Source organism: Bradyrhizobium cenepequi (genome assembly GCF_020329485.1).
Lineage (GTDB): Bacteria > Pseudomonadota > Alphaproteobacteria > Rhizobiales > Xanthobacteraceae > Bradyrhizobium > Bradyrhizobium cenepequi.
This window is the reverse complement of the sequence record NZ_JAGKJI010000050.1, coordinates 1-23479: the sequence shown is the minus strand read 5'-3', so window position 1 is coordinate 23479 and position 23479 is coordinate 1. Positions and strand designations below refer to the sequence as shown.

The 23479-nt window shown below is 63.4% G+C and carries 21 protein-coding genes; 8 read left to right on the top strand and 13 right to left on the bottom strand.

Annotated elements, in window-relative coordinates; genetic code table 11:
- Positions 1-2 precede the first annotated feature (2 nt).
- From J6497_RS33240 to J6497_RS33230, 3 genes are all read left to right on the top strand, one after another.
- On the top strand, positions 3-1082 hold the full coding sequence (locus J6497_RS33240; RefSeq protein ID WP_225708433.1) for a D-TA family PLP-dependent enzyme: 1080 nt from the start codon (positions 3-5) through the stop codon (positions 1080-1082).
- Positions 1083-1706: 624 nt separating this feature from the next.
- Complete coding sequence (locus tag J6497_RS33235) at positions 1707-2201, top strand: DUF4265 domain-containing protein (RefSeq protein WP_225708432.1); 495 nt, start codon at positions 1707-1709, stop codon at positions 2199-2201.
- 72 nt (positions 2202-2273) lie between these two features.
- Complete coding sequence (locus tag J6497_RS33230; RefSeq protein WP_225708431.1) at positions 2274-2624, top strand: hypothetical protein; 351 nt, start codon at positions 2274-2276, stop codon at positions 2622-2624.
- Between the two features lie 286 nt (positions 2625-2910).
- Here the strand turns inward: J6497_RS33230 and J6497_RS33225 are convergent, their stop codons facing one another.
- From J6497_RS33225 to J6497_RS33190, 8 genes are all read right to left on the bottom strand, one after another.
- On the bottom strand, positions 2911-4122 hold the full coding sequence (locus tag J6497_RS33225) for a BaiN/RdsA family NAD(P)/FAD-dependent oxidoreductase (RefSeq protein WP_225708430.1): 1212 nt from the start codon (positions 4120-4122) through the stop codon (positions 2911-2913).
- A 2-nt stretch (positions 4123-4124) separates the two neighbouring features.
- Positions 4125-5042, bottom strand: a complete 918-nt coding sequence (locus J6497_RS33220) for an SDR family NAD(P)-dependent oxidoreductase (protein WP_225708429.1) — start codon at positions 5040-5042, stop codon at positions 4125-4127.
- Between the two features lie 232 nt (positions 5043-5274).
- Positions 5275-5751: a MaoC family dehydratase gene (locus tag J6497_RS33215; RefSeq protein WP_225708428.1), complete on the bottom strand. Its 477-nt coding sequence runs from the start codon at positions 5749-5751 to the stop codon at positions 5275-5277.
- A gap of 4 nt (positions 5752-5755) precedes the next feature.
- Positions 5756-7489 (bottom strand): AMP-binding protein, encoded by a 1734-nt coding sequence (locus J6497_RS33210; RefSeq protein WP_225708427.1) that lies wholly within the window; start codon positions 7487-7489, stop codon positions 5756-5758.
- A gap of 47 nt (positions 7490-7536) precedes the next feature.
- The gene (gene mmsB, locus J6497_RS33205) at positions 7537-8424 is read right to left on the bottom strand and encodes a 3-hydroxyisobutyrate dehydrogenase (protein ID WP_249793863.1); all 888 of its coding nucleotides are present in this window, start codon (positions 8422-8424) and stop codon (positions 7537-7539) included.
- A gap of 25 nt (positions 8425-8449) precedes the next feature.
- On the bottom strand, positions 8450-9532 hold the full coding sequence (locus tag J6497_RS33200) for an enoyl-CoA hydratase/isomerase family protein (protein ID WP_225708426.1): 1083 nt from the start codon (positions 9530-9532) through the stop codon (positions 8450-8452).
- Positions 9529-10674 carry an isobutyryl-CoA dehydrogenase gene (locus J6497_RS33195; RefSeq protein WP_225708425.1) on the bottom strand — a complete coding sequence of 382 codons (1146 nt, stop codon included), beginning with the start codon at positions 10672-10674 and terminating at the stop codon, positions 9529-9531. The genes J6497_RS33200 and J6497_RS33195 overlap by 4 nt, the downstream gene beginning before the upstream one ends.
- 21 nt (positions 10675-10695) lie before the next feature.
- Complete coding sequence (locus tag J6497_RS33190; protein WP_225708424.1) at positions 10696-12192, bottom strand: CoA-acylating methylmalonate-semialdehyde dehydrogenase; 1497 nt, start codon at positions 12190-12192, stop codon at positions 10696-10698.
- A gap of 177 nt (positions 12193-12369) precedes the next feature.
- On the opposite strand from J6497_RS33190, the gene J6497_RS33185 reads away from it, so the two are divergent.
- Complete coding sequence (locus J6497_RS33185; protein ID WP_225708423.1) at positions 12370-13332, top strand: LysR family transcriptional regulator; 963 nt, start codon at positions 12370-12372, stop codon at positions 13330-13332.
- A gap of 130 nt (positions 13333-13462) precedes the next feature.
- Here the strand turns inward: J6497_RS33185 and J6497_RS33180 are convergent, their stop codons facing one another.
- Positions 13463-14080: a TetR/AcrR family transcriptional regulator gene (locus tag J6497_RS33180; protein ID WP_225708422.1), complete on the bottom strand. Its 618-nt coding sequence runs from the start codon at positions 14078-14080 to the stop codon at positions 13463-13465.
- Positions 14081-14140: 60 nt separating this feature from the next.
- Complete coding sequence (locus J6497_RS33175; RefSeq protein WP_225708421.1) at positions 14141-14686, bottom strand: PaaI family thioesterase; 546 nt, start codon at positions 14684-14686, stop codon at positions 14141-14143.
- Between the two features lie 136 nt (positions 14687-14822).
- Here J6497_RS33175 and J6497_RS33170 point away from each other — a divergent pair, with 136 nt between their 5' ends.
- From J6497_RS33170 to J6497_RS33160, 3 genes are all read left to right on the top strand, one after another.
- Positions 14823-15593 carry an enoyl-CoA hydratase gene (locus J6497_RS33170; protein ID WP_225708420.1) on the top strand — a complete coding sequence of 257 codons (771 nt, stop codon included), beginning with the start codon at positions 14823-14825 and terminating at the stop codon, positions 15591-15593.
- 107 nt (positions 15594-15700) lie between these two features.
- On the top strand, positions 15701-16897 hold the full coding sequence (locus J6497_RS33165; RefSeq protein WP_225708419.1) for an acetyl-CoA C-acyltransferase: 1197 nt from the start codon (positions 15701-15703) through the stop codon (positions 16895-16897).
- Positions 16898-17013: 116 nt separating this feature from the next.
- On the top strand, positions 17014-18306 hold the full coding sequence (locus J6497_RS33160) for an MFS transporter (protein WP_225708418.1): 1293 nt from the start codon (positions 17014-17016) through the stop codon (positions 18304-18306).
- 3 nt (positions 18307-18309) lie between these two features.
- On the opposite strand, the gene J6497_RS33155 is transcribed toward J6497_RS33160, so the two are convergent.
- The 3 genes from J6497_RS33155 to J6497_RS33145 all read right to left on the bottom strand — a co-directional run bounded on the left by J6497_RS33155 (position 18310) and on the right by J6497_RS33145 (position 21606).
- On the bottom strand, positions 18310-19653 hold the full coding sequence (locus tag J6497_RS33155; protein WP_225708417.1) for a carbohydrate porin: 1344 nt from the start codon (positions 19651-19653) through the stop codon (positions 18310-18312).
- Between the two features lie 19 nt (positions 19654-19672).
- Entirely contained in the window at positions 19673-20692 is a 1020-nt protein-coding gene (locus tag J6497_RS33150; RefSeq protein WP_225708416.1) for a transporter, read from the bottom strand.
- Between the two features lie 131 nt (positions 20693-20823).
- A complete protein-coding gene (locus J6497_RS33145; RefSeq protein WP_225708415.1) occupies positions 20824-21606 on the bottom strand; it encodes an acetoacetate decarboxylase in 783 nt (260 codons plus the stop codon).
- Positions 21607-21771: 165 nt separating this feature from the next.
- On the opposite strand from J6497_RS33145, the gene J6497_RS33140 reads away from it, so the two are divergent.
- Entirely contained in the window at positions 21772-22944 is a 1173-nt protein-coding gene (locus J6497_RS33140) for a patatin-like phospholipase family protein (RefSeq protein WP_225708414.1), read from the top strand.
- The last annotated feature ends 535 nt before the right edge of the window (positions 22945-23479 follow it).

The following is a 23479-nucleotide window of genomic DNA, read 5'->3' as shown; positions in this document are numbered from 1 at the left end:
CCATGACCACTCCCCTCGCCGCAAAAATCGCCCGCGAATACGGCACGCCCTGTGCCGTCATCGACATGGACCGCGTCGAGCGCAACATCGCGCGCATCCAGGCGGCGTGCGATGCGGCCGGCGTGGCGCATCGTCCGCACATCAAGACCCACAAGAACCCGATGCTGGCGCAGATGCAGATCGCGGCCGGTGCCAAGGGCATCACCTGCCAGAAGCTCGGCGAAGCCGAGATCATGGCAGATGCCGGCATCTCCGACATCCTGATCAGCTACAACCTGCTCGGCGACGAGAAGATGGCGCGGCTCGGTGCACTGCAGGGGAAAGCAACCGTCACCGTCGCGGCCGACAATTCAGTTGTTGTCGCCGACCTGCCGAAAGCGGCCGTCGCGTCCGGCCGCGCGCTGTCGGTCGTTGTCGAGTGCGACACGGGGCGCAAGCGCGCCGGCGTCGAGACTCCAGCGGAAGCGGTCGCGCTGGCGCGGGAGATTGCTGATGGCAAGGGACTGCAATTTGCGGGCTTCATGCTGTATCCGACCGAGACCGGCTGGGCAGACGCACAGAAATTCTTCGACGAGGCGCTCGCCGGCGTGCGCGCGCATGGCCTTGACGCGACCATCGTGTCGACCGGCGGCACACCGAACCTGAAGAATCTCGGCAAGCTGATGGGCGGGACCGAGCACCGCTTCGGCACCTATATCTATAACGATCGCATGCAGGTCGCCGCTGGCGTCGCCACCTGGGACGATTGCGCGCTGCACATCTATTCGACGGTGGTGAGCCGCGCCGCGCCTGAGCGCGGCATCCTCGATGCCGGCTCGAAGACGCTGACGACGGATACCGGCGGGCTCGAAGGCCACGGGCTGATCCTCGAACATCCCGAGGCCAAGATCGCGCGCTTTGCCGAGGAGCACGGCTTTCTCGACCTCTCTCGGAGCAACACGCGCCCCAACGTCGGCGACGTCGTCCGCATCGTGCCCAATCATGTCTGCGTCGTCGTCAACATGATGGACGAGGTGGTGATGGTGCGCGGCGAGGAGATTTTGGGCACGCTGCCGGTCGCGGCGCGAGGGAAGCTGCGCTAGTCTAGCTCGCCGGCGCTACATTTCAGCGCTGGCTGATCCGCAGGGCTTGAAGGTTTGGAGCGAGCGCCCGTGCAAGCACCCTTCATGTTTCTGGGCGTAGGCAAGCACGCCCATGACAATGAAAGCCACTACGACAAATCCGGCTACGAGGTTGTGCACCATGGCTGCCACTCCAGCTCAACTCACAAGGCGACCAGCGCGATCGTGCCCCGGCGCGATCGTGGGATCAACGCCGGGGCGCACTTCCTCTCGGCTGACCGGGGCTGGGGGCTGAGTGGTCAGCGAGAGGTCGCGCAGCCAAGGAGAGCACAACCGCTGAACTGATGGCAGTGCAAACCGTGCCGCGCTGCGCAAAAATCCAGACGTCGTGCAGCGCCTTCGGCTGCGACCGCGAGGCTACATGCAACTGGCGTAGGCTAACTCTTAAGAGCGTCGTGATGAAGATCAGCGCTCCCCGACCAACTACTGGCGAGTAGCGAAGACTTGGTGTCGTAATCTAGTCGTGGTATTTAAATTGCATTGCAATCTAACAGCGAACTCAATTTAGGAAAGAAATCATATGCGAAGATGCCCACGAACTCCGGACAGCAATAATCGGCTTAAGCACGGAGGCACCTCGTTTGCATGAGCGATCAACTGGTCAAAGTCAGATTCAAATTGGACGCTGAAGATTGGCATGGCCACGGAGGGGAAAAGTTGTGGGCTGCAAAGCTCGATACCGGGCTTCTCGAAATCAAGAATACTCCTTTCTTCAAGCAAGGGATCAGCTACTGCGACGTTGTAAAAGCGTCGCCCAGCGACGATCCAATGCAGTTTGATTTCGAATCGGTTGTCGAGCGCGGCCATCATTCCACATACATGATCCTAATCGACCCAACCGAGAGTCGAAGAGGTCAGTATTGGAAGAGGCTAGAGAATGCTGGCTGTACGTGCGAAAGCGGACAAATTAAACTGAGTATTGGAGAGCGGTTGATCTTCGCGGTGGACGTTTCACCCACCGCTGACTTGAATGAAGTCAATAATGTTCTCAGAAGCGGGCACGAAGACGGGGTATGGATATATCAAGTGGGATACGTCAGCTCCCACGACGCATCAAAGGCCACGCAAAAGCTTAGTTGATGCCGGCCATCGTTTGCTGCCGCCCTCGCTGGAGGGCGTCAGGGCGAAGCTCAACAACGTCGATCTCCAGGTATGGCTCGTCAGCAGAAGCAGTTGCAGCGTAGGCCCAAGAAAATGGCGCACGGGCGAAACAAGTATCAGTCACGAGAAAACCGTGCTCGTGTCCGTGACATATTGCTTCGCGACTGGGATCCCATCGGGGTCTACGGAATACCAGAGGCCAGCGACGAGTATGATGCCTACGCAGATAGAGCCTATGTCATGCTTATGGACAAAGGTGCAACCGCGAGCGAAATCGCGGGCTATCTCTATATTGTCGCCACCGAGCATATGGGATTAACTGATGACGGGCAATTGGCCGAGAAGAGTGAGCAGGTTGCCCAACTACTGGTCCAGCTTCGACCTGAGTTCGGTACCCACTGAAAAGCGATGACCGACAAAGTCGGCCGCCGAAAGGGATTTAGGCATAGGCCCCGTTGAGATATTCGAGCGCCTGCATTGCAGGCGGGCGCTCTCCCGTTGGGGACGGCTTTTCCTTCGACCGGTGCATCATCTGCTCTTGCAGCTCGGCCGCGACTTCGTGGTTGTGAGTAATCGGCCCACGCTAACCGCTTGATCATCGTTGAGCTTTTAGGATGGGTAGAGCGCAGCGAAACCCATCAATTCCGGCTGCGACCAAGACGATGGGTTTCGCTTCGCTCTACCCATCCTACGCATTGAGCCATCTCATCGCGCCCTTCCCCGCGGCGGCACCGGTCGCAAACGACGCCTGTAATAGATAGCCGCCGGTTGGGGCTTCCCAGTCGAGCATCTCGCCAGCGGCGAATACGCTGGGCAAACGTCGAAACATGAAATTGTCGTCGAGTTCGTCGAATGCGACGCCGCCCGCGGTGGAGATCGCGCGGGCAATCGGTGCGCTACCGGTGAGACGCACCGGCACGGCTTTGATGAGACGGGCGAGATCGGCGGGAGATTGCGATGGCAGAGACAGGTCCGAAATCTTCGCGGCCTCTTGCAACAGGCCGATGGCGACGGGCGACAGATTTGCGGTCTTGCGCAGGAAGTTCGAGAAGGATTGCTTGCCTTTCGGCATCGATAGTTTCGTCGTGAGTTCATCGAGCCCGAGATCGGGCCGCAATGTGATATGGAGGGTTGCCTCACAGTCGCGGAGGATCGCCTCGCGCAGGTCGGCGGATAGCGCGTAGATCGCGCCGCCCTCGATGCCGGTGCGGGTGACGATGGCCTCGCCGCGCACTGTTTGCCCGCCAAAACTCAGCGCCACGCCCTTGAGCGGCTGGCCCTCGAAGCGATTGCGGAAGATATCCGACCAGGCGACGGTGAAGCCGGAATTGGCCGGCCGCAGCGGCGAGATCTTCACGCCTTTCGCCGCGAGCACATCCACCCATGCGCCATCAGAGCCAAGCCGCGGCCAGCTCGCGCCACCGAGCGCCAGAATTGTAGCGCTCGCCTCGACCGTGCGTTGTCCTGCCGGTGTCTGAAACAGCAGGCGGCCGTCGTCCCACCCGGTCCAGCGATGCCGCAGCAGCAGCCGCGCGCCGGCGCCGTCGAGCCGGCGCAGCCAGGCACGCAGCAGCGGCGAGGCCTTGAACGCTTTTGGGAAGACCCGGCCGCTGGAGCCGATGAAGGTCGGCTGGCCCAGCGCCTCGCTCCAGTCGCGCAACGCTTGCGGCGGGAACGCTTCGACAGCGGCTTTGAGATCCGGCATCGCCTCGCGGTAGCGCGCGAGGAATTTTGGCAGCGGCTCACTATGGGTGAGATTGAGGCCGCCGCGGCCGGCCATCAGGAATTTGCGCCCCGCCGACGGCATCGCGTCGTAGATCGTAACCTGTGCGCCGGCCTGCGCGAGCACCTCAGCCGCCATCAGGCCGGCGGGGCCGGCGCCGATGACGGCAATGGACATCGTCAGAGCTTGATCCCTGCTCTGGCAGCCGCCTGGGCGACATATTTCTGGGTCTGTTCGAAGGCGCCCTGCAACGCCCTAGCCTTCGACATGTCGCTGATCTCAGCGAAATGCGCGGCGATGGCGTCGGGCGTCCATTCGGAGGACGGCAGGTTGATGCCTTCGGTCTCGAGGATCTTGATCACCGCAAACGAGCCGGCGCCGGCGCCCATGATGGTGCGGGTCGGCGCGTCCTCGCTCAGCATGTATTCCACCGCCGGCGTGATTGCTTCCGCCTTCATCAGCGCGAGCGCCTGCGGCGGCAGCAGCTCTTCGGTCATACGGGTGGCGGCCGTCGGAGAGATCGTGTTGACGCGGATGTTGTTCTTGCGGCCTTCCTCGGCGAGCACGTTCATCAGCCCGACCATGCCGGCCTTGGCTGCGCCGTAGTTGGCCTGGCCGAAATTACCGTAGAGACCCGAGGACGAGGTCGTCAGCACGATGCGGCCGTAATTGCGGTCGCGCATGCCGGCCCACACCGCCTTGCAGCAATAGAAGGTGCCGACGAGGTGGACGTCCAACACCTTCTGGAAGTCGGCGACTTCGAGCTTGCCAAACGACTTGTCGCGGAGGATGCCAGCATTGGCGCAGAGCAGATCGACGCTGCCCCACTCCTTGGTGGCGCGCTCGACCGTCGCGGTGACCTGCTCGAAGTCAGAAACGTCGGCGCCATCGGCCATCGCAGTCCCGCCGGCTTTGCGGATTTCCTCGACCACGGTCTCCGCCGGCGACAGCGAACCGCCGCTGCCGTCGCGCCCGCCGCCAAAGTCGTTGACCACGACCTTGGCGCCGCGGCTGGCGAGCCCGAGCGCGTGCGCCCGTCCCAGACCATTGGCCGCGCCGGTGACGATGGCGACGCGTCCGTCAAACCTGATTGTCATGACTCCACTTCCCTGTTCGCTTCTTCCTCCTCCCCTTGCGGGAGAAGGTGGCACGCATGGCGCGCCGGATGAGGGGTTCTCTCCACATTTGCGCTCGCGGAGAGAGACCCCTCACCCGCCTCGCTTCGCGAGGCACCCTCTCCCACAAGGGGAGAGGGTACGAGCGCACCAATTTGTCAGCTTTTGAGCAGCGACGGATGGCCGGGTCAAGCCCGGCCATGACGAGCAAGCTTCAGGCGAAGTAGATCAGGCCCAGCCAGTCGGCGACCAGCGCCGGCTTTTCCTCGCCTTCGATCTCGACAGTGACGTTGGTGCGCGACGCCAGCTCGGTCGGCTTGCGCAGCTTGGCCTCGGCAAGCACGAAGCGGCCGCGGACGCGCTTGCCGGAGCGCACCGGCGAGATGAAGCGCAGCTTGTCGAAGCCGTAATTGACGCCCATCGTGGTGCCCTCGATGACCGGCATCACCTGATAGGACATGATGCTGAGCAGCGACATCGTCAGGAAACCGTGGGCGATCGTGGTGCCGAATGCGGTCTCCTTGGCGCGCTCGGGATCGACATGGATGAACTGGTGATCCTCGATCACGTCGGCATAGGTATTGATCCGCTGCTGATCGACCAGGTGCCAGGCGGACACGCCGATCTCCTTGCCGACCATGCCCTGGTAGGTCTCCAGCGACACGGGCGGCTTCTTCCAGACTTCGTTCATTTTGCTAATTCTCCGATCCCGTCGCGCGCACCTTCTGCAGCTCCGGGAATTCCTCCTCGCGGAACTCGATCCCGCGCAACGCGTCCTCGCGATTATCCTCATGTTCGAGCCGGCGCAACTGCACCCGGCGAATCTTTCCCGAGATCGTCTTCGGCAGCTCGGTGACGAGTTCGATCTTTCGGATACGCTTGAACGGCGCGAGACGGGTATGCAGATGCCGATAGATCGACAACGCCGTTTCCGGCGTGCGCTCAACGCCCGAGGCCAGCAGCACATAGGCCTTCGGGATCGCAAGCCGGATTGGATCGGGACTCGGCACAACTGCGGCTTCCGCGACCGCCTCATGCTCGAGCAGGACGCTCTCCAGTTCGAACGGGCTGATGCGGTAATCAGATGACTTGAAGACGTCATCGGTGCGACCGACGAAGGTCAAATAGCCCTCCTCGTCGCGGAACACCACGTCGCCGCTGCGATAGATCGCGCCGTCGGCCCCGGAGAGCTTGCCGTCATCGCTCTGGTAGCCCTGCATCAGGCCGGCTGGCCTGTCGGCACCGAGCACGAGCGTGACCTCGCCTTCCTGGGTCGGATTACCATCGAGATCGGTGATCTCGACGCGATAGCCGGGCAGCGGCCGGCCCATCGAGCCGATCTTGACCTTCTGCCCCGGCGAGTTGCCGGCAAGCGCGGCGGTCTCGGTCTGGCCGTAGCCGTCGCGGATGGTCAGGCCCCAGGCCGTGCGAACCTGGTCGATCACCTCCGGATTGAGCGGCTCGCCGGCGCCGCAAACTTCACGCAACGACACCTTGAAGGCCGAGAGCTTCTCCTGGATGAACAGGCGCCACACCGTCGGCGGCGCGCAGAGCGTGGTGACACCACAGCGGCCGATGGTGGCGAGCAGCGCCTTGGCGTCGAAGCGCGGCTGATTGACGACGAACACGGTCGCGCCGGCATTCCAGGGCGCGAAGAAGCAGCTCCAGGCATGCTTGGCCCAGCCGGGCGAGGAGATGTTGAGATGAACGTCGCCCGGCTGCAGGCCGAGCCAATACATTGTCGACAGGTGGCCGACCGGATAGCTGCGCTGGCTGTGCCGCACCAGTTTTGGCTTCGCCGTGGTGCCGGAGGTGAAATAGAGCAGCATCGGGTCGTCGGCGTTGGTCGGGCCGTCTGGCGTGAAGGTCTCGGACGCATCCGCCGCCTGCTCGAAGGGCAGCCAGCCGTCCTGCTGCGACGTCGCAGCGACCACGATGCGCACGAGCTTCTCGCTGCCGAGATCGGCAAACTTGCCGACCTGATCCTGCGTTGCGACCACGGCCCTCGCCTTGCCGCGTTCAAGTCGGTCGCGCAATTCGTCTGAAGTCAGCAGCGTGGTCGCGGGGATGACCACGACGCCAAGCTTCATCGCCGCCAGCATGGTTTCCCAGAGCGGCACGACATTGCCCAGCAGAAGCAGCAAATGATCGCCGCGCTTCAAGCCTTGCGCGCGCAGGAAATTCGCGACCTGATTGGAGCGCCGCGACAGCGTGGCGAACGACAGCTTCGTCTCGCGATCGCTGCCGGCATCGACGATCCATAGCGCCGCGCGGTCGCGACTGTCAGGGCTTTGCGCGAGCTCGGCGTCGAACCAGTCCAGCGCCCAGTTGAAGGGCACCGGATCGGGCCAGCGGAATCCTTTTGCTGCGGTGTCGTAGTCCGTGCGATGCTGAAGCAGAAACGCGCGCGCTTCCTGAAAGGTGGTCATCAGGTCGTTCCCTCCGCGCCCTTGTGGTCGCTAGAGGATAGCGACCTTTATTTTCCGGCGAGTGCCCTAACGTGCTGGATAATTCCGGAAAAGTCGACCCCGCCGTTACCCGCAGCATCGAACGCCTGATAGATCTCCTGAGCGTGCTTGCCGAGCGGCGTGACCGCGCCGGCCGTGTTGGCGGCGTCCTGCGCCAGCGTCAGATCCTTCACCATCAGGTTCGCGGCGAAGCCGGGCTTGTAGCCGTTATTGGCCGGCGAGGCCGGAACCGGGCCCGGCACCGGGCAATAGGACGTGATCGCCCAGCATTGACCCGACGAGGTCGAGGCGACGTCGAACAGCGCCTGATGCGAGAGCCCGAGCTTCTCCGCGAGCACGAAGGCCTCGCCGACGCCGATCATGGAAATGCCGAGGATCATGTTATTGCAGATCTTGGCCGCCTGCCCCGCACCAGCGCCGCCGCAATGCACGATCTTCTTGCCCATGCTCTCGAGCACGGGCTTCGCCGCCGCGAACGCCTTGTCCTCGCCGCCGCACATGAAGGTGAGCGTCGCCGCCTTGGCACCGCCAGTGCCGCCGGAGACCGGCGCATCCACCGACAGGACGCCATGCTTGGCTGCGAGCGCATGCGCCTCTCGCGCGCTTTCTACATCGATGGTCGAGCTGTCGATGATGAGCGCGCCCTTGGTCATCGCCGGCAGGACTTCGTTCCACACCGACAGCACATGCTTGCCGGCGGGCAGCATGGTGATGACGATGTCGGCGCCCTTCACCGCGGCCGCGCTGCTTTCCGCAATCGCGGCACCATCGCTTTTCGCTTGGTTGCGTGAGGCTTCCACCAGATCGAAGGCGGTCACCTTGTGGCCGGCCTTCACCAGATTGGCGGTCATCGGGCCGCCCATATTGCCGAGGCCAATGAATGCGATCGTTGCCATCTCGATGTCCTCCCCGTCGTATCTTCTATTTTGACTTGTCGAATGTGAGCTCGTCGGCGCCGATCTCGACGAAATAAGGCGTCAGCATTTCAGGCGTCACATCCTCGACCCGCGGCGGCGACCATTTCGGATTGCGGTCCTTGTCGATCACGGCGGCGCGCACACCCTCGCGGAAATCGTCGCTGGCGAACACGGCGAGCGCGGCGCGATATTCCCGCACCAGGCATTCCTCCAGCGAGGATGATGCGCGCGCGAGCCGCAACAGCTTCAGCGTCACCACCATGCCGCGCGGCGACTTCTCGTTCAGCACCTTCAGCGTCGACAGCGCGAATTCCGAGCCGTCGCGCTGCAGCGATGCGATGATGTCTTCCATGCGGTCATGCGCGAACCAGGAATCGATCTTGGGCTGCATCGCCGCAACAGGACCCGCCATCTCGCCGGTCGCAAAGCCATTGATCAGCTTCCTGACCTCGGCATGTGTCACACCGGCGCCAACCTTTATCAGCGCCTCACGCAATTCGGGCAATTTCGACGACGGCACCACGGCGTCGGCAAATTTCGCGTAGATCGCGTCAGGCCCATTCATGGTCTGCCCGGTCAGGCCGAAATAAGCGCCGAGTTCACCCGGCGAGCGCGACAGCAGCCAGGTGCCGCCGACATCAGGAAAAAAGCCGAGGCCGACTTCGGGCATCGCAAGTTTGGTGCGCTCTGTGACGACGCGGTGCGAGCTGTGGCCTGATAGCCCGACGCCGCCGCCCATCACCAGGCCGTCCATGAACGCGACATAGGGCTTCGGATATTTCGCGATCCGCGCGTTCATGACGTATTCCTGGCGCCAGAACCGCTTGCCGAGGTCGCCTCCCGCCTTGGAGCTCTCATAGAGCCCGCGGATGTCGCCGCCGGCGCAGAGACCGCGCTCGCCGGCGCCTTCCAGCAGCACCACGGCCACGTTCGGATCGCTCTCGAACTGGTCCAGCGCCGCGTCGATGCCCTCAGACATCTCCAGCGTCATGGCGTTGATCGCCTTGGGACGGTTGAGGCGGATCACGCCCGCCGCTCCTTCGCGGCGAACGATCAGATCGCCGTCACCCTGCGCAGCAGCCGTCATCGCGCCCCCTCGATCATCTTGCGCGCCACGATCAGCCGCATGATCTCGTTGGTCCCTTCCAGGATCTGGTGCACGCGCAAATCGCGCACGATCTTCTCGACGCCGTATTCGCTTAAGTAGCCGTAACCGCCGTGCAGTTGCAGCGCCTGGTTGGCGACCTCGAAGCCGACATCGGTACCGAAGCGCTTTGCCATCGCGCACAGCTTGGTTGCCTCGGGGTCCTTGCGGTCGAGCGCGGCGGCGGCTCGCCAGAGGAAGGTGCGCGCGGCCTCGAGTTCGGTCGCCATGTCGGCGACGCGGAACTGCAGGGCCTGGAATTCGTCGAGGCGCTTCCCGAACGCCTTGCGGTCCTTCATGTAGGCGAGCGCCTTGTCGAGCGCGCTCTGCGCGCCGCCGAGCGAGCAGGCTGCGATGTTGAGCCGGCCGCCGTCGAGCCCGGCCATTGCGATCTTGAAGCCGATGCCCTCCTCGCCAAGCCGATTCTCGACCGGTACGCGCGTGTTCTCGAAGATCACGGCGCGGGTCGGCTGCGCATTCCAGCCCATCTTGCGCTCATTGGCACCGAGCGACAGGCCGGGCGTCTCGGCCTCCACCACCAGCGTCGAGATGCCGCCGGGCCCTTCGCCGCCGGTCCTGACCATCACGACATAGAGGTCGCCGCCGCCGGCGCCCGAGATGAACTGCTTCTGACCGTTCAGCACGTAATGATCGCCGTCGCGCACCGCACGGGCGCGCAGCGCCGCCGCATCCGAACCCGAGCCCGGCTCGGTCAGGCAATAGCTTGCCAATAGCTCCATGGTGCAGAGTTTTGGCAGCCATTTCTGGCGCTGGGCGTCGTTGCCGAAGGCATCGATCATCCAGGACGCCATGTTGTGGATGGAAATATAGGCCGACACGGTCGGACAGCCGGTCGCGAGCGCCTCGAAGATCAGCGCCGCGTCAAACCGCGTCATCGCCGAGCCGCCGACATCATCCTTGATGTAGATGCCACCCATGCCGAGGCTTGCCGCCTCGCGCATCACGTCGACCGGAAAATGCTTCTCCTCGTCCCAGCGCAGCGCATGCGGCGCGATCTTCTCCGCCGCAAACGCCCGCGCCATGTCTCTGACGGCGATCTGGTCCTCGTTGAGAGCGAACTGCATCCGTCGCCTCTCAGGAGCGGATCACTTCATCGTCGGAATCGAGAACTCCGCCCCCTCCTTGACACCGGACGGCCAGCGCGAGGTGACCGTCTTGGTCTTGGTGTAGAAGCGGATCGAGTCCGGACCGTGCTGGTTGAGGTCGCCGAAGCCGGACTTCTTCCAGCCGCCGAAGGTGTAATAGGCGATCGGCACCGGGATCGGCACGTTGATGCCGACCATGCCGACATTCACCTTGGCGGCGAAATCGCGCGCGGCATCGCCGTCGCGGGTGAAGATGGCGACGCCATTGCCGTAGTCGTGCTCGGACGGCAGCGCCAGCGCCTCCTTGTAATCATGCGCGCGCACCACCGACAGCACCGGGCCGAAGATCTCTTCCTTGTAGATCCGCATGTCCTTGGTGACGTTGTCGAACAGCGAGCCGCCGAGATAAAAGCCCTTCTCATAGCCCTGCATCTTGAAGCCGCGGCCGTCGACCGCGAGCGTCGCGCCTTCCTTGATGCCGATATCGATATAGCCCTTCACCTTCTCGACCGCCTCACGCGTCACCAGCGGGCCATAGTCGGCGGACGGATCGATCGAGGTGCCGATCTTCAGGCTCTCCACGCGCGGGATCAGCTTTTCCATCAGACGGTCGGCGGTGGTCTTGCCGACGGGAACGGCGACCGAGACCGCCATGCAGCGCTCACCGGCCGAGCCGTAGCCGGCGCCGATCAGCGCATCGACCGCCTGGTCCATGTCGGCGTCGGGCATCACGATGGCGTGGTTCTTGGCGCCGCCGAAGCACTGGCAGCGCTTGCCGGTCGCGGCCGCGCGCTCATAGATATATTGCGCGATCGGCGAGGAGCCGACGAAGCCGATCGCCTTGATATCGGGATCATCGAGGATGGCGTCGACCGCTTCCTTGTCGCCGTTGACGACGTTGAGGATGCCCGGCGGCAGGCCGGCCTCGATCATCAATTCCGCGAGCCGCATCGGTACCCCGGGATCGCGCTCCGAGGGCTTGAGGATAAACGCGTTGCCGCAGGCGATCGCGGGGGCGAACTTCCACATCGGGATCATCGCCGGGAAGTTGAACGGCGTGATGCCGGCAACGACGCCGAGCGGCTGACGCAGCGAGTAGATGTCGATGCCCGGGCCGGCGCCTTCGGTATACTCGCCCTTCATCAAATGCGGGATGCCGCAGGCGAACTCGACCACGTCCAGCCCGCGCTGGATATCGCCCTTGGCGTCGGGAACAGTCTTGCCATGCTCGCGCGCCAACAGTTCGGCGAGCTTGTCGTAGTCGCGCTGCACTAGTTCCAGGAACTTCATCATCACACGGGCGCGGCGCTGCGGGTTGGTCGCGGCCCATTCCGGCTGCGCGGCCTTGGCATTCTCGACCGCGGCGCGCAGCTCGGCCTTCGAGGCGAGCGCCACCTTGGCCTGCACATCGCCGGTCATAGGCTCGAAAACATCGGCCGTCCGGCCCGACGTGCCCTTCACTTCCTTGCCACCGATGAAATGTCCGATAGAGCGCATGAAAACCTCCCTTCGTCCCGGCCGGACGCCTGATCCGCACCTTACTGTTTCGATGCGTTTTCTTCACGCGAACCGGTATCCACTTCGCTCGAAAACGCTCTAGATCGCTTTACAAACCCTATTGACCCGCATTTTATGGGATTCAAGTCCGATAAATTGCACCATAGATGTGCGGAAATGCTGGATCAAGGCGGCGCGATCGACTGGGACGATTTTCGCTTCGTGCTCGCCATCGTGCGCGGCGGATCGGTGTCGGCTGCGGCAAAACAACTCGGCGTCGATCATGCCACAGTGATCCGCCGTGTCGACCGGTTGGAGCATCACCTTTCGGCGAAGTTGTTCGACCGCCGCAAGACCGGCTACCTCCTCACCGAAGCCGGCCAGCGTGTCGCCGACAGCGCGGAGGCGATGGAATCGACCATCGTCGCCAACCAGGAGGCGGTCGGCGGCTCGCGCGCTCATCTGACCGGCACGGTGCGGATCGGCGCGCCCGACGGCTTTGGCAGCCACTTCCTGGCCTCGCGCCTGGTGAAATTCACCGAGCGCTACCCCGATGTCGATCTGCAGCTGGTGGCGACCGCGCGATTGTTCAGCCTGTCGAAGCGCGAGGCCGATATCGCAATCAGCCTGTCGATGCCGAAAGAGGGTCGGATCGTCGGACGCAAATTGCTCGATTACAGCCTCGGACTTTACGCTGCGCCCTGCTATCTCGACCGCGCGCCGAAGATCACCGCGCGGAGCGACCTGCCGAAGCACCGCTTCGTCGGTTATATCGAAGAACTCTTGTTCACGCCCGAGCTCGACTATCTGCCGCAGGTCTCGCCAAAACTCTCCGCCAAATTCCGCAGCGCCAATCTGATCGCGCAGCTCAACGCGACCATCGCGGGCTATGGCATTGCGGTGCTGCCGCATTTCATGGCGACATCGCATCCGGAATTATCCCCGGTGCTGCCCGAGGACGTGCGGATATCACGCACCTTCTGGCTATTGATGCACGCCGACAGCAAGGACCTCGCCCGCATCCGCGCGGTTGCGGATTATATCTATGAGACGGTGGAGGACGAGCGCACGCTGTTCAGCGGGGGCGAGACGCTCGCCACAACAACACCGCGTCGTCCCGGCGAACGCCGGGACCCATAACCACAGGATCGCGTTGTTGTACGAACGCTGATTGCCAAGGGATTTGTTGGGTGGGCAAAGCGCAGCGTGCCCACCATCCGCGTTCGGTGCAAGAAAAGGTGAGCACGGTGCGCTTTGCCCACTCTACGAGTTAGAGCGCCTTTGCGCGCGGCTTCTTCACCGCGGGTTTTGCAGTGGCGCGAGACAGCACAGCTTCGCGGCCGGCGGCAAGGATCTCGTCGGACAACTCGCCATTGCCGGCGATGCGGGCCATCAGGACAGTTCCCATCATGGTCGCGAGCGCAGCCATCGCCTGCTTGCGCGCGGTCCTGGGCGGCACATCCAGAATCTGATCGGCCATCATGTCGATCATCCGCTCCAGCTTGGCGGCGAAGGCCTTGCGGGTCTTCGGGCTCTCGCGGGCGATCTCGGCGCCGAGCGAGGGAACCGCGCAGCCGCGGCCGGGATCGTCGCGATGCGTCGTCGTCAGATAGGAATCGACGATGGTCGCCAGCCGCTTCTCCGGCGGCGTCCCTTCGGCGATCTTGCGCCAGCGCTCGTTGGCACGGTCCATGGCGTAGCCGAACGCCTCGATCACCAGCGCCTCGCGGGAATCGAAATGGGCGTAGAAGCCGCCATGGGTCAGTCCGACCTCCTTCATCAGGTCGGCGACGCCGATGCCATGGGCGCCGCGCTCGCGCAGCTTGATCGAGGCCTGCTTCACGATCCGCTCGTGGGTCTCCGCCTTGTGCTCTTTCGAATAACGCATGGGTGTCTCATTGGATGTTTCCAGTCATATAATAACATCTACCTGCGGAAAAAGCTGCATCTATTTCGGATTCGCACCGCCCCCGATCATGGAAAAGGTCGCGGTTGCGTGCACCGCAAGCTTGCCGGCACCGTCGCGGACGAAACCTTCAGTATAGCTGGTCTGGCGGCCGAGCTTGATCACCTTGCCCTCGGCGCGGATCGTGCCTGAACGCACCGAGAGCGGTCGCAGATAGGTGAGTTTCAGGTCGAGCGTGACCGAGGTCCGGCCGGCCGGGAGCATGGTCGAGATCGCGCAACCCATGGCCGTATCGAGCAGCGCCGCGGCGGTCGCGCCGTGCAGGAGACCGATCGTGTTCTCCAGGCTCTCTTCGGGATCAAGTTCCATCACAATTCGGCTGGGTTCGACGACTGCCATTCGTAAACCGATCAGCTTGGCGAACGGTGGCGGCGGCAGGACACCGTCGCGAATCCCGCACATCGCTTCCATACCGGACATCGCCGCAGCGATCTTCGCAATCGGCCCAGGCGCCTGCCAATCCACCACCCGCTCGCGGCGGGACGCAGGCGAAAGCAGATCGATGGTAACGGTATCGGCGAAGGTCATGGCGGCTCCTTTTGAATGATGATTATCATTCTATTGTACGCACTGCCGCATCGCAACAGCGACGGCGCGACGGCTTGACAAGCGCCGCCATTGTCCGGGAAGTGGCTCTCATGTTCCCCTGCCCCGAGATGATCCCATGGAAATGCTCAATCCCCATTGCGGCGTCGACCGCGATTCCCGCGGCGTGGTTCGCGTCACCATCTGCAACGCCGGTTCGCTGAACATCCTGAGTTCGGCCGTCACTGATGGCGTCCGGGAAGGCTTCGAAAAGCTGGCCGGTGACCGCGACATCCGCGCCGTGATCCTGGCCGGCCAGAGCGAGAAGAGCATGATCGGCGGCGCCGATATCAAGGAGATGGCGAAGCTCGATCAGAAGTCGGCGGAAATCTTCATCACGCGGCTGCGCGACCTCTGCGAGGCCGTGCGCAACTTCCCGGCGGCGGTCATCGCGCGCATGCCGGGCTGGTGTCTCGGCGGCGGGTTGGAGGTGGCCGCAGCCTGCGATTTCCGGATCGCAGCGCATGATGCCAATTTCGGCATGCCCGAGGTCCGCGTCGGCATCCCCTCGGTGATCCATGCCGCGCTGCTGCCGCGGCTGATCGGCTGGAGCCGCGCGCGCTGGCTGGTGATGACGGCCGAGAATATCGACGCACCGACCGCGCTCGCCTGGGGCCTCGTCGACAAGGTCGCGAACGAAGGCAAGCTTGATGCCGAGGTCGAACATACCGTGACGACACTCCTCGAATGCGGCCCCGAAGCGCTGCGCATCCAGAAGGATTTGCTGCGGCAGTGGGAAGAACTGCCACTGAGAGAGTCGGTCAATTTGAGCATCGGCGTGTTCGGGAAATCGTTCCTGACCGGCGAACCGCAGCGGCTGATGCAGGGCTTTTTGGAGCGGAAGCGCTAGCTTCGCACGAGAATTTGTCATGCGGGCGGGCGTTGCAATTTTTGCGGCGCATCATATGATCATCATCATGTGACCAAGAATCCTCTGACATCCAGGGAGCCCCCGCCATGGCCAATGCCTCCGATCCCGTCGTCATCCTTTCCGCCGCCCGCACGCCGCTGGGCCGTTTCATGGGCGAATTGTCGCCGTTCAGCGCACACAAGCTCGGTTCCCACGTGATCGGCGCGGCGCTGGAGCGGGCCAGGCTCGCGCCGGAACGCGTCGACGAAGTGTTCATGGGCAATGTGCTGCCGGCCGGCCAGGGCCAGGCGCCGGCCCGCCAGGCCGCGCGCGACGCCAAACTGCCCGACGCAACCGGCGCCACCACCGTCAACAAGGTCTGCGGTTCCGGCATGAAGGCGACGATGCTCGGCCACGACATCATCAAGGCCGGCTCGGCCGAGATCGTGGTGTCCGGCGGCATGGAGAGCATGAGCAATGCGCCGTATCTGCTTGCCAAGGCCCGCGGCGGCTATCGCGCCGGCCATGACCGCATCATTGATCACATGATGATGGACGGGCTCGAGGACGCCTACGAGACCGGGCGCTCGATGGGCGATTTCGGCGAGGCAACGGCGGAGGCCTATCAGTTCACTCGCAAGGACCAGGACACCTACGCGGTAGAGACGCTGACGCGGGCGCGCAAGGCGGTCGAGGGCGGCGCGTTTAAGGCCGAGATCGTGCCGATCACCATCACGGAGAAGGCTGGCCCGCGCGTGATCGCCAACGACGAGCATCCGCTTAAGGTGGATCCCACCAAGATCCCCGGATTGAAGCCGGCATTCCGCGCCAACGGCACCATCACGCCGGCCGCCTCCTCTGCCAATGCCGACGGCGCCGCGGCGCTGATCCTCGCCAGGCGTTCGCTGGCCGATCGCGACGGCCTGCCGGTACTGGCCGAGATCAAAGGCCACGCCACCCACAGCCAGGAGCCGCAATGGTTCACCACGGCGCCAATCCCGGCGATCCGCAAGCTGCTCGACAAGGTCGGCTGGAGCGTCGGCGACGTCGACCTGTTCGAGATCAACGAGGCCTTCGCGGTGGTGGCGATGGCCGCGCAGCGCGATCTCGGCATTCCCAGCGAAAAGCTCAACATTAATGGCGGCGCCTGCGCGCTCGGCCATCCCATCGGCGCCACCGGCGCGCGGCTGATCGTGACGCTGCTGCATGCGCTGGAAGCGCAGAACCTGAAGCGCGGCGTCGCTGCGCTGTGCATCGGCGGCGGTGAGGCCACCGCGATCGCGGTCGAACGGATCGCGCACTAGCGGCGCGCGTACGTCCTAAAATGAGGGAACTATGGCATTTCTGCCATTGCGCCCTTGTGCTAGATGCGGAAGTCAACAATCAGGCAAAACTTTCAGATCGAATTTTCTGAGGCTGCATGATCTCGAACTGGCTGGCGGCTGCCCTCGGCCGCCGCAATATTCATTACGGCTGGGTGATGGTCGGCGTCACCTTCCTCACCGCGCTGATCGCCGCCGGCACCGTCGGCGCACCTGGCGTCTTCATCGTGCCATTGCAGCAGGAGTTCGGCTGGAGCACGGCGAAGATTTCTTCCGCGCTCTCGATCCGCTTCATCCTGTTCGGATTGATGGCGCCATTCGCCGCTGCGCTGATGAATCGCTACGGGCTGCGCAATGTGACGCTGATGGCGCAGCTCATCGTGGTTTCCGGCCTGCTCGCGTCGCTTGCTATGACGCAAGTCTGGCAGTTGGTGCTGCTGTGGGGCGTTGTGATCGGGATCGGCACCGGCATGACCGCGCTCGTGCTGGGCGCGACGATCGCAGCGCGCTGGTTCGTTGCGCAGCGTGGCCTCGTCATCGGCATCATGACCGCGAGCGTCGCGACCGGCCAACTCGTCTTTCTGCCCCTGCTCGCAACCCTCACTGAGCGCTTCGGCTGGCGGATCGCGCTGTCGCTGGTGTGCGTCGTGCTCGGCCTGTCCGCCTTCCTGGTGCTGCTCGTCATGCGCGACCGCCCGAGCGACCTCGGGCTGCGTCCGTTCGGCGATACCGGTAACGAGCCGCTCCCCGCACCGCCGCCGAGCAACGCACCGATCGTGGCGGCGGCGCTCGGCACGCTGCGCGACGCCTCCAAGTCCCCGGTATTCTGGATCCTTTTCGCGACCTTCTTCATCTGCGGCGCCTCGACAAATGGCCTGGTTCAGGTGCACCTGATCCCGATGTGCCTCGATTTCGGCATTCCGCAGGTGCAGGCCGCGAGCCTGCTTGCCGCGATGGGCATTTTCGATTTCTTCGGCACCATCATCTCGGGCTGGCTGTCGGACCGCTACGACAACCGCTGGCTTCTGTTCTGGTATTACGGCCTGCGCGGGCTCTCGCTCATATTCCTGCCGTTCACCGACTTCTCGTTCTACGGCCTGTCGCTGTTTGCGATGTTCTACGGGCTCGACTGGATCGCCACCGTGCCGCCAACCGTGCGCCTGACCGCGCAGAATTTTGGGGCCGAGCGCGCCAATCTCGTCTTCGGCTGGATCTTTGCCGGACATCAACTCGGCGCGGGAGCCGCCGCCTTTGGCGCCGGCCTGTCGCGCACGGTGTACGCAAGCTATCTGCCCGCCTTCTTCATTGCCGGCGCACTCTGCCTCATCGCAGCTTCGATTGCGCTGGCAATCAGGCGGCCCGCGCTGAAAGCGGCCGTCGCGGCGGCTTAATACTTAATAGGAGATGGTCGTGCGCACGCCGACCATCACACCATCCTTGATGCGATGCGTCTGCGCGGGATCGTAGGGGTTAACCGCGCCGCCACCGGGATGCGCGATGTATTGAAACACCGGCTGCAGCAGGAAGCCGGGCCTGACCTCGTGCTGATAGGTGACCTCGAAGATCGCTTCAAAGTCGCGGACCGGGTACGGCGTGCCGGTGAAGAACTGGATGTCGCGGTCAAAAGCGCGGGCGCGGTCGGATATCCGGGCGTAGGTCGCGGCGACGCCGAACCTGTCGTTCGGATGGGCATCGCTGAAACCAGTGAACAGAAAACCGCCGTCGATATAGGTGCTGATCAGGTTGCGATCGGACGGGCTCACCGACGCTCGCATGAAGAAGGCAACGCCCTTGTCCGAACCCGGAGCCGCGCGCGCCAGCAACTGCTCATAGACCATGAACAATCCATTGTCGCGCCGATGCCAGAGCGGATCGCCGGAAGTGTTGGGATCGGCAAGCGACAGGGCGTCGGCCGAGAAGCGCTGATCGGCAAACGATATCATGTGATACCAGCCGCCGCCGGTGATGGTCGCCGGCAACCGGCTCTCGCCGATCTCGAACTTGTATTTGAGCTGGCCGATCCACCAGGGCGGATCGTTGACGCGAAACAGCAGTCCGTGAGGATTGGCGATCTGCGCATCGGCGGCGGCGGACGGCGCCGCGGTGCCATCGAACAGCGCAACGTAGGCGGTGATCTTGTCCGACAGCCGCGCCTTGACGCGGATACCCGGGACGGCAAGCGGCGGCGACGGGCCGCCGGCCGGCAGGTTGATGCCGGTGATGCCGGGCCAGCCCAGCGCGGAGTTGACGAAGATGTCGTCGTATTGGCTGTCGATGAACTCGATGTCGGAAGCCTGCTGGCCGACCCGGACTGCGAGCTTGCCGCCAAGCATTTGCTGCTCGATCCAGAGTTCATAGAGCCGTGTCGCTGACAACGCCTCGATGCCCGATACCAGCATCAGGTTGCCGATATAGCTGCGCGACAGGCCATCGCCATGGATCTGGAACATGTTGGCGTGGAACGTTGCGCCGGTCCATCCCATCACCTTCTCCAGATCGATGGTGGTGCCGAGATCGAGCCGACCGGTATAGATCGCGCCGGTGCGCACGCCGCCGGAGATGTTGGCGAACCCCTCGCCGATATAAGTCAAGCTGAATTGATAGCCGGCATCGGCCAGCCTGTCGCGCAGGTCCCTCCTGGCATTGTCAGGCTGATCCGCCGCCTGCGCGGCCGGCGCAAGGGCAACGGCGATGATCGCCGCGAATAAAGTGACCGCGCGGATCAGCACTCGGTACATGCAATGAGACCGCAGCCCGCTATTTGACGATGCCCAGGCGACGCATGATCAGATAAGCAAGGCCGGAGGCGGCGATCATCAGCACCGCAGCCCAGAGAAATCCGCCGTCGACATCGGTGAACGGCAGTCCCTTGGTGTTCATGCCGAAGATGCCGGTGACCAGCGTCGGCGGCAGCAGCAACATGGTCACGACCGACAGCGCGTGCAGATGCCGGTTGCTCTCCTCTTCCAGCTTGAAGCGAAGCTCTTCCTCCAGCAGACGGCTGCGTTCACGCAACTCGGTGATATCGTGATCGAGGCCGTCGAGCCGCTGCGCGAGCTTTGCGGCATGCAGGCGCAGCGCTGGGCTGAGATTTTCGGGGCTGTTCTGCTCGAGCCGGTGGAACAGGACGCGCAAGCCGGCAAGCTGGCGGTGCAGCCGCAGACAAGTCCGCCGCAACCGGCCGAGCCCAGCACGCATCTCCGAGCTGGTCTCGCCGGCCACCACCCGTTCCTCGACGTCATCGATCTCGGTGCCGATCTTGTCGGCGATCCGGTCCATGGTGTCGGCGACCTCGTCGATGATCTTCTCAAGCAGGGCAGCCACCGTCGCGACGCGATGGCCGCCCTCGAGCACGCGGCGCGTGGCATCCACCGCGCACAGGGCCTGATGGCGGCCGCTGATCAGGAAACGCTCGGTCATCGCGAAGCGAAGGAAGCCGGTTTCCTCCGTCGGAGAGTCAATCTCGCGTACGAGATCAGAGAACACGCCATAGACGCAGTTGTCGATGATGTGGAGCTGCTGGAAATTGTCGTGCGACAGCAGGAGATCGCGCGCGAGCGCAGGAATCTGCAGGCCAGCGAGCCATTGCCGCGTGCGACTGTCCGCCAGATTGAAATGCAGCCACAACCTGCCATCATGGCTAAGTTCGATCGGCGCATCGATCGGCAAGGATTCAGCATTGCCGTCGCTGTGCAGACGGAACGCCCAGACCAGGCCCGGAATAGCTGGCATGGTATCCGCAGGCACGCTGGTGATCTTGACTGGTTCAGCCGACATGATCAGACCGAAGCTCAACGCCAGACATAGCGAACCCCTGCGCAAGGCAGCGCAATCGATGCGGGGCCCCTTCCCCGCATAACAACACGCGACGATTGAATTACGCTTCTGTTACAGTTTGATGTCGCGGCCTACTCCGCCGCGAGACCAGTCGCGGCAACCTGCTTATCTTCCTTGTTGTAATCGTGCACGACGCGGCCGAACGGCAGCGTCAGATCGGCCAGGAAATGATGTGCACCGACGACCCGCCGCACCGGAAAATCCGCAACCGGCGCATTGACGTGCGGCACCAGATGCAATCGGCCAGGACCGATCCATGAGCCCTTGACGTTGATATCGGTCAGGTTGATGGCGACGAGCTGGCAGACTTCGAGACGGCCGTCGACGCCCGGGATCATCTTCAGATTAATTTGCGTCTTCGACAGCGTCGCGCGGGTCATGTCGCCATTGCCCGCCATGCTCCCATGCTTGTAGCCCATGGTGCCCACGGCGACGAGCTGGCCGGCGTATTCGAGCGTACCGGTCAGCGTGTCCTTGACGATCTCGAGCTTGGGATGGGCGTATTTCTTCGGAAAGCCCCAGATCTCCCGGCCCGCCGCAATCGGCGGATCATCGTCGAGGTACATCTGCGAAACAAAATTGACCTCTTCGCCGTGCAAGCGCGCCGGGATCACCAGACCGGACTCGGTATAGCTGCCGAAGCCGGAACTATCAGGCATCTTGATCCATTCGTAGTGCACGATCGGCTGATCGATCGGCTCGAGCGGCTCAGGCAGCCCGGCACGGACCAGCGCGGGATCGGTCTCGTAGGTAATGACCAGGAATTCGCGATTGACGAAGCGGTAGGGTCCTGCGGGATAGCTCGGACCCGCGGCCGGCATCGACGGAAGCCTCAAGATCTCTTCACTGCGCATCGCAAATCCCCCTGTTTGCAATAGGTCGCGCGAAAGTTAACGGCCGAGATTGACACAGATGTGAGGGATTTCCTTCAGCCGCGTGACCCCGAATGTCCCACCTGGCAACTGTCATCAGCACGTCACGGGCACACGGAATCGTTGGCGCGCAGGGAGTGTAAGGACATGGATGCGCGCAGCCCACATTTCGACGAACAAGAAACTGCAACGTCCCATCGCGGCTGGCGACCGGAGCGCTGCGACCGTGTCGCGCTGGTGCTGCAAGGCGGCGGTGCGCTCGGTGCCTACCAGGCCGGCGTCTACCAGGCGCTGCACGAAGTGGGTATTGAGCCGGATTGGATTTGCGGCGTCTCGATCGGCGCAATCAACTCGGCGATCATCGCCGGCAATCCGCCGGAGCGGCGGCTCGAGCGGCTGCACAAGTTCTGGGACCGGATTACCGGCCGCAAGATCTGGCACTACACGCCTGACGGAGACATCTTCCGCAAGGCGCGCAACTTCACGAGCTCGTTCCTGACGACCGCGCTGGGCCAGCCCGGCTTTTTCGCGCCACACACGACCAATCCCTGGTTCAGCCCGGCCGGCGCCAGGACCGCCACGAGCTACTACGATACGGCGCCGCTCCGCGAGTCGCTGCTGGAGCTGGTCGATTTCGACCGCATCAATTCCAAGAAGATGCGCTTCGCAGTCGGCGCGGTGAACGTGCTGTCGGGCAATTTCATCTATTTCGACAACGCGCACGACGAGATCATTCCCGAGCACATCATGGCGAGCGGCGCCTTGCCGCCGGCGCTGCCGATGGTGAAGGTCGGCACCGACCATTTCTGGGATGGCGGCATCGTCTCCAACACGCCTCTGCAGCATCTGCTCGACCAGGCCGACAGCCTGAATTCGCTGGTGTTTCAGGTCGACCTGTTCTCGGCCCGCGGCGTGCTGCCCCGCGACATCGAGGATGTGATGGGCCGCCACAAGGACATCATGTATTCCTCGCGCACGCGCTACAACACCGACATGTACCGCAAGACCCACAACCTCCGCGCCCGCCTCTACAAGGCGCTGTCGAAGCTTCCGGACGAGCAGTTGTCGGAGGAAGAGCGCCAGCTCCGCGATGCCAACAGCGCCCTGCCGAGCATCGCGATCCTGCAACTGATTTATCAGCAGAAAGCCTATGAAGGCCACGCCAAGGATCACGAATTCTCGGGCACCTCGATGCGCGAGCACTGGATGAGCGGACACGAGGATACCAAGCGCACGCTACAGCGACGCGACTGGATCAAGATGCCCGATGACGGCATGGGCATCGTGGTCCACGACGTGCACCGCGAGAACGAGGTGTAGGACACTCTCTCGTCGTCCCGGGCTTGAGCCGGGACCCATAACCACAGGGAGATGTGATGTGCTTCGCTGCAACCACGCGCTCGCGCGCCACAACACCTCCCTGTGGTTGGGTCCCTGCTTTCGCATGCTTTCGCAGGGACGACAGCGAGTGCATCGTAGGATGGGTAGAGCGAAGCGAAACCCATCATTCGTGCGGCTGGCGACCAAGGCCGATGGGTTTCGCTTCGCTCTACCCATCCTCATATGGGGATTTGTGAGTCAAGGCCTTTCGATTGGCTTGAGTGAGGTTGGCACGGTGCGAGGGCGGCGCGCGGAGCCATGCGTAGCGCAGCGCGCCGACCGTGTTCCGGGCGAGGATTGGCTTCCGAAGATTTCTGCAGCTCACTGCATCACCTCATATCCGGTCGGACTGGTGTGGTCCGGACCCACATTCCGCATGCTTGCGGCGAGGAAGCCCTGAGGATGAGACCCATCTACAAAACGGCTGTTTGTTCGGCCCATGGGTGGCACGGTCATCATCCATCCCGCGCGGACT

Excerpts from the sequence above, each read along its gene's own strand:
- J6497_RS33195 (WP_225708425.1), bottom strand. The coding sequence starts at position 10,674 with ATGCAGTTCGCTCTCAACGAGGACCAGATCGCCGTCAGAGACATGGCG.
- mmsB (WP_249793863.1), bottom strand. The coding sequence starts at position 8,424 with ATGGCAACGATCGCATTCATTGGCCTCGGCAATATGGGCGGCCCGATG.
- J6497_RS33225 (WP_225708430.1), bottom strand. The coding sequence starts at position 4,122 with ATGTCCATTGCCGTCATCGGCGCCGGCCCCGCCGGCCTGATGGCGGCT.
- J6497_RS33145 (WP_225708415.1), bottom strand. The coding sequence starts at position 21,606 with ATGCGCAGTGAAGAGATCTTGAGGCTTCCGTCGATGCCGGCCGCGGGT.
- J6497_RS33165 (WP_225708419.1), top strand. The coding sequence starts at position 15,701 with ATGGCCAATGCCTCCGATCCCGTCGTCATCCTTTCCGCCGCCCGCACG.
- J6497_RS33160 (WP_225708418.1), top strand. The coding sequence starts at position 17,014 with ATGATCTCGAACTGGCTGGCGGCTGCCCTCGGCCGCCGCAATATTCAT.
- J6497_RS33175 (WP_225708421.1), bottom strand. The coding sequence starts at position 14,686 with ATGACCTTCGCCGATACCGTTACCATCGATCTGCTTTCGCCTGCGTCC.
- J6497_RS33220 (WP_225708429.1), bottom strand. The coding sequence starts at position 5,042 with ATGACAATCAGGTTTGACGGACGCGTCGCCATCGTCACCGGCGCGGCC.
- J6497_RS33200 (WP_225708426.1), bottom strand. The coding sequence starts at position 9,532 with ATGACGGCTGCTGCGCAGGGTGACGGCGATCTGATCGTTCGCCGCGAA.
- J6497_RS33235 (WP_225708432.1), top strand. The coding sequence starts at position 1,707 with ATGAGCGATCAACTGGTCAAAGTCAGATTCAAATTGGACGCTGAAGAT.
- J6497_RS33150 (WP_225708416.1), bottom strand. The coding sequence starts at position 20,692 with ATGTCGGCTGAACCAGTCAAGATCACCAGCGTGCCTGCGGATACCATG.
- J6497_RS33180 (WP_225708422.1), bottom strand. The coding sequence starts at position 14,080 with ATGCGTTATTCGAAAGAGCACAAGGCGGAGACCCACGAGCGGATCGTG.
- J6497_RS33140 (WP_225708414.1), top strand. The coding sequence starts at position 21,772 with ATGGATGCGCGCAGCCCACATTTCGACGAACAAGAAACTGCAACGTCC.
- J6497_RS33155 (WP_225708417.1), bottom strand. The coding sequence starts at position 19,653 with ATGTACCGAGTGCTGATCCGCGCGGTCACTTTATTCGCGGCGATCATC.
- J6497_RS33240 (WP_225708433.1), top strand. The coding sequence starts at position 3 with ATGACCACTCCCCTCGCCGCAAAAATCGCCCGCGAATACGGCACGCCC.
- J6497_RS33185 (WP_225708423.1), top strand. The coding sequence starts at position 12,370 with ATGCTGGATCAAGGCGGCGCGATCGACTGGGACGATTTTCGCTTCGTG.
- J6497_RS33230 (WP_225708431.1), top strand. The coding sequence starts at position 2,274 with ATGGCTCGTCAGCAGAAGCAGTTGCAGCGTAGGCCCAAGAAAATGGCG.
- J6497_RS33170 (WP_225708420.1), top strand. The coding sequence starts at position 14,823 with ATGGAAATGCTCAATCCCCATTGCGGCGTCGACCGCGATTCCCGCGGC.
- J6497_RS33190 (WP_225708424.1), bottom strand. The coding sequence starts at position 12,192 with ATGCGCTCTATCGGACATTTCATCGGTGGCAAGGAAGTGAAGGGCACG.
- J6497_RS33215 (WP_225708428.1), bottom strand. The coding sequence starts at position 5,751 with ATGAACGAAGTCTGGAAGAAGCCGCCCGTGTCGCTGGAGACCTACCAG.
- J6497_RS33210 (WP_225708427.1), bottom strand. The coding sequence starts at position 7,489 with ATGACCACCTTTCAGGAAGCGCGCGCGTTTCTGCTTCAGCATCGCACG.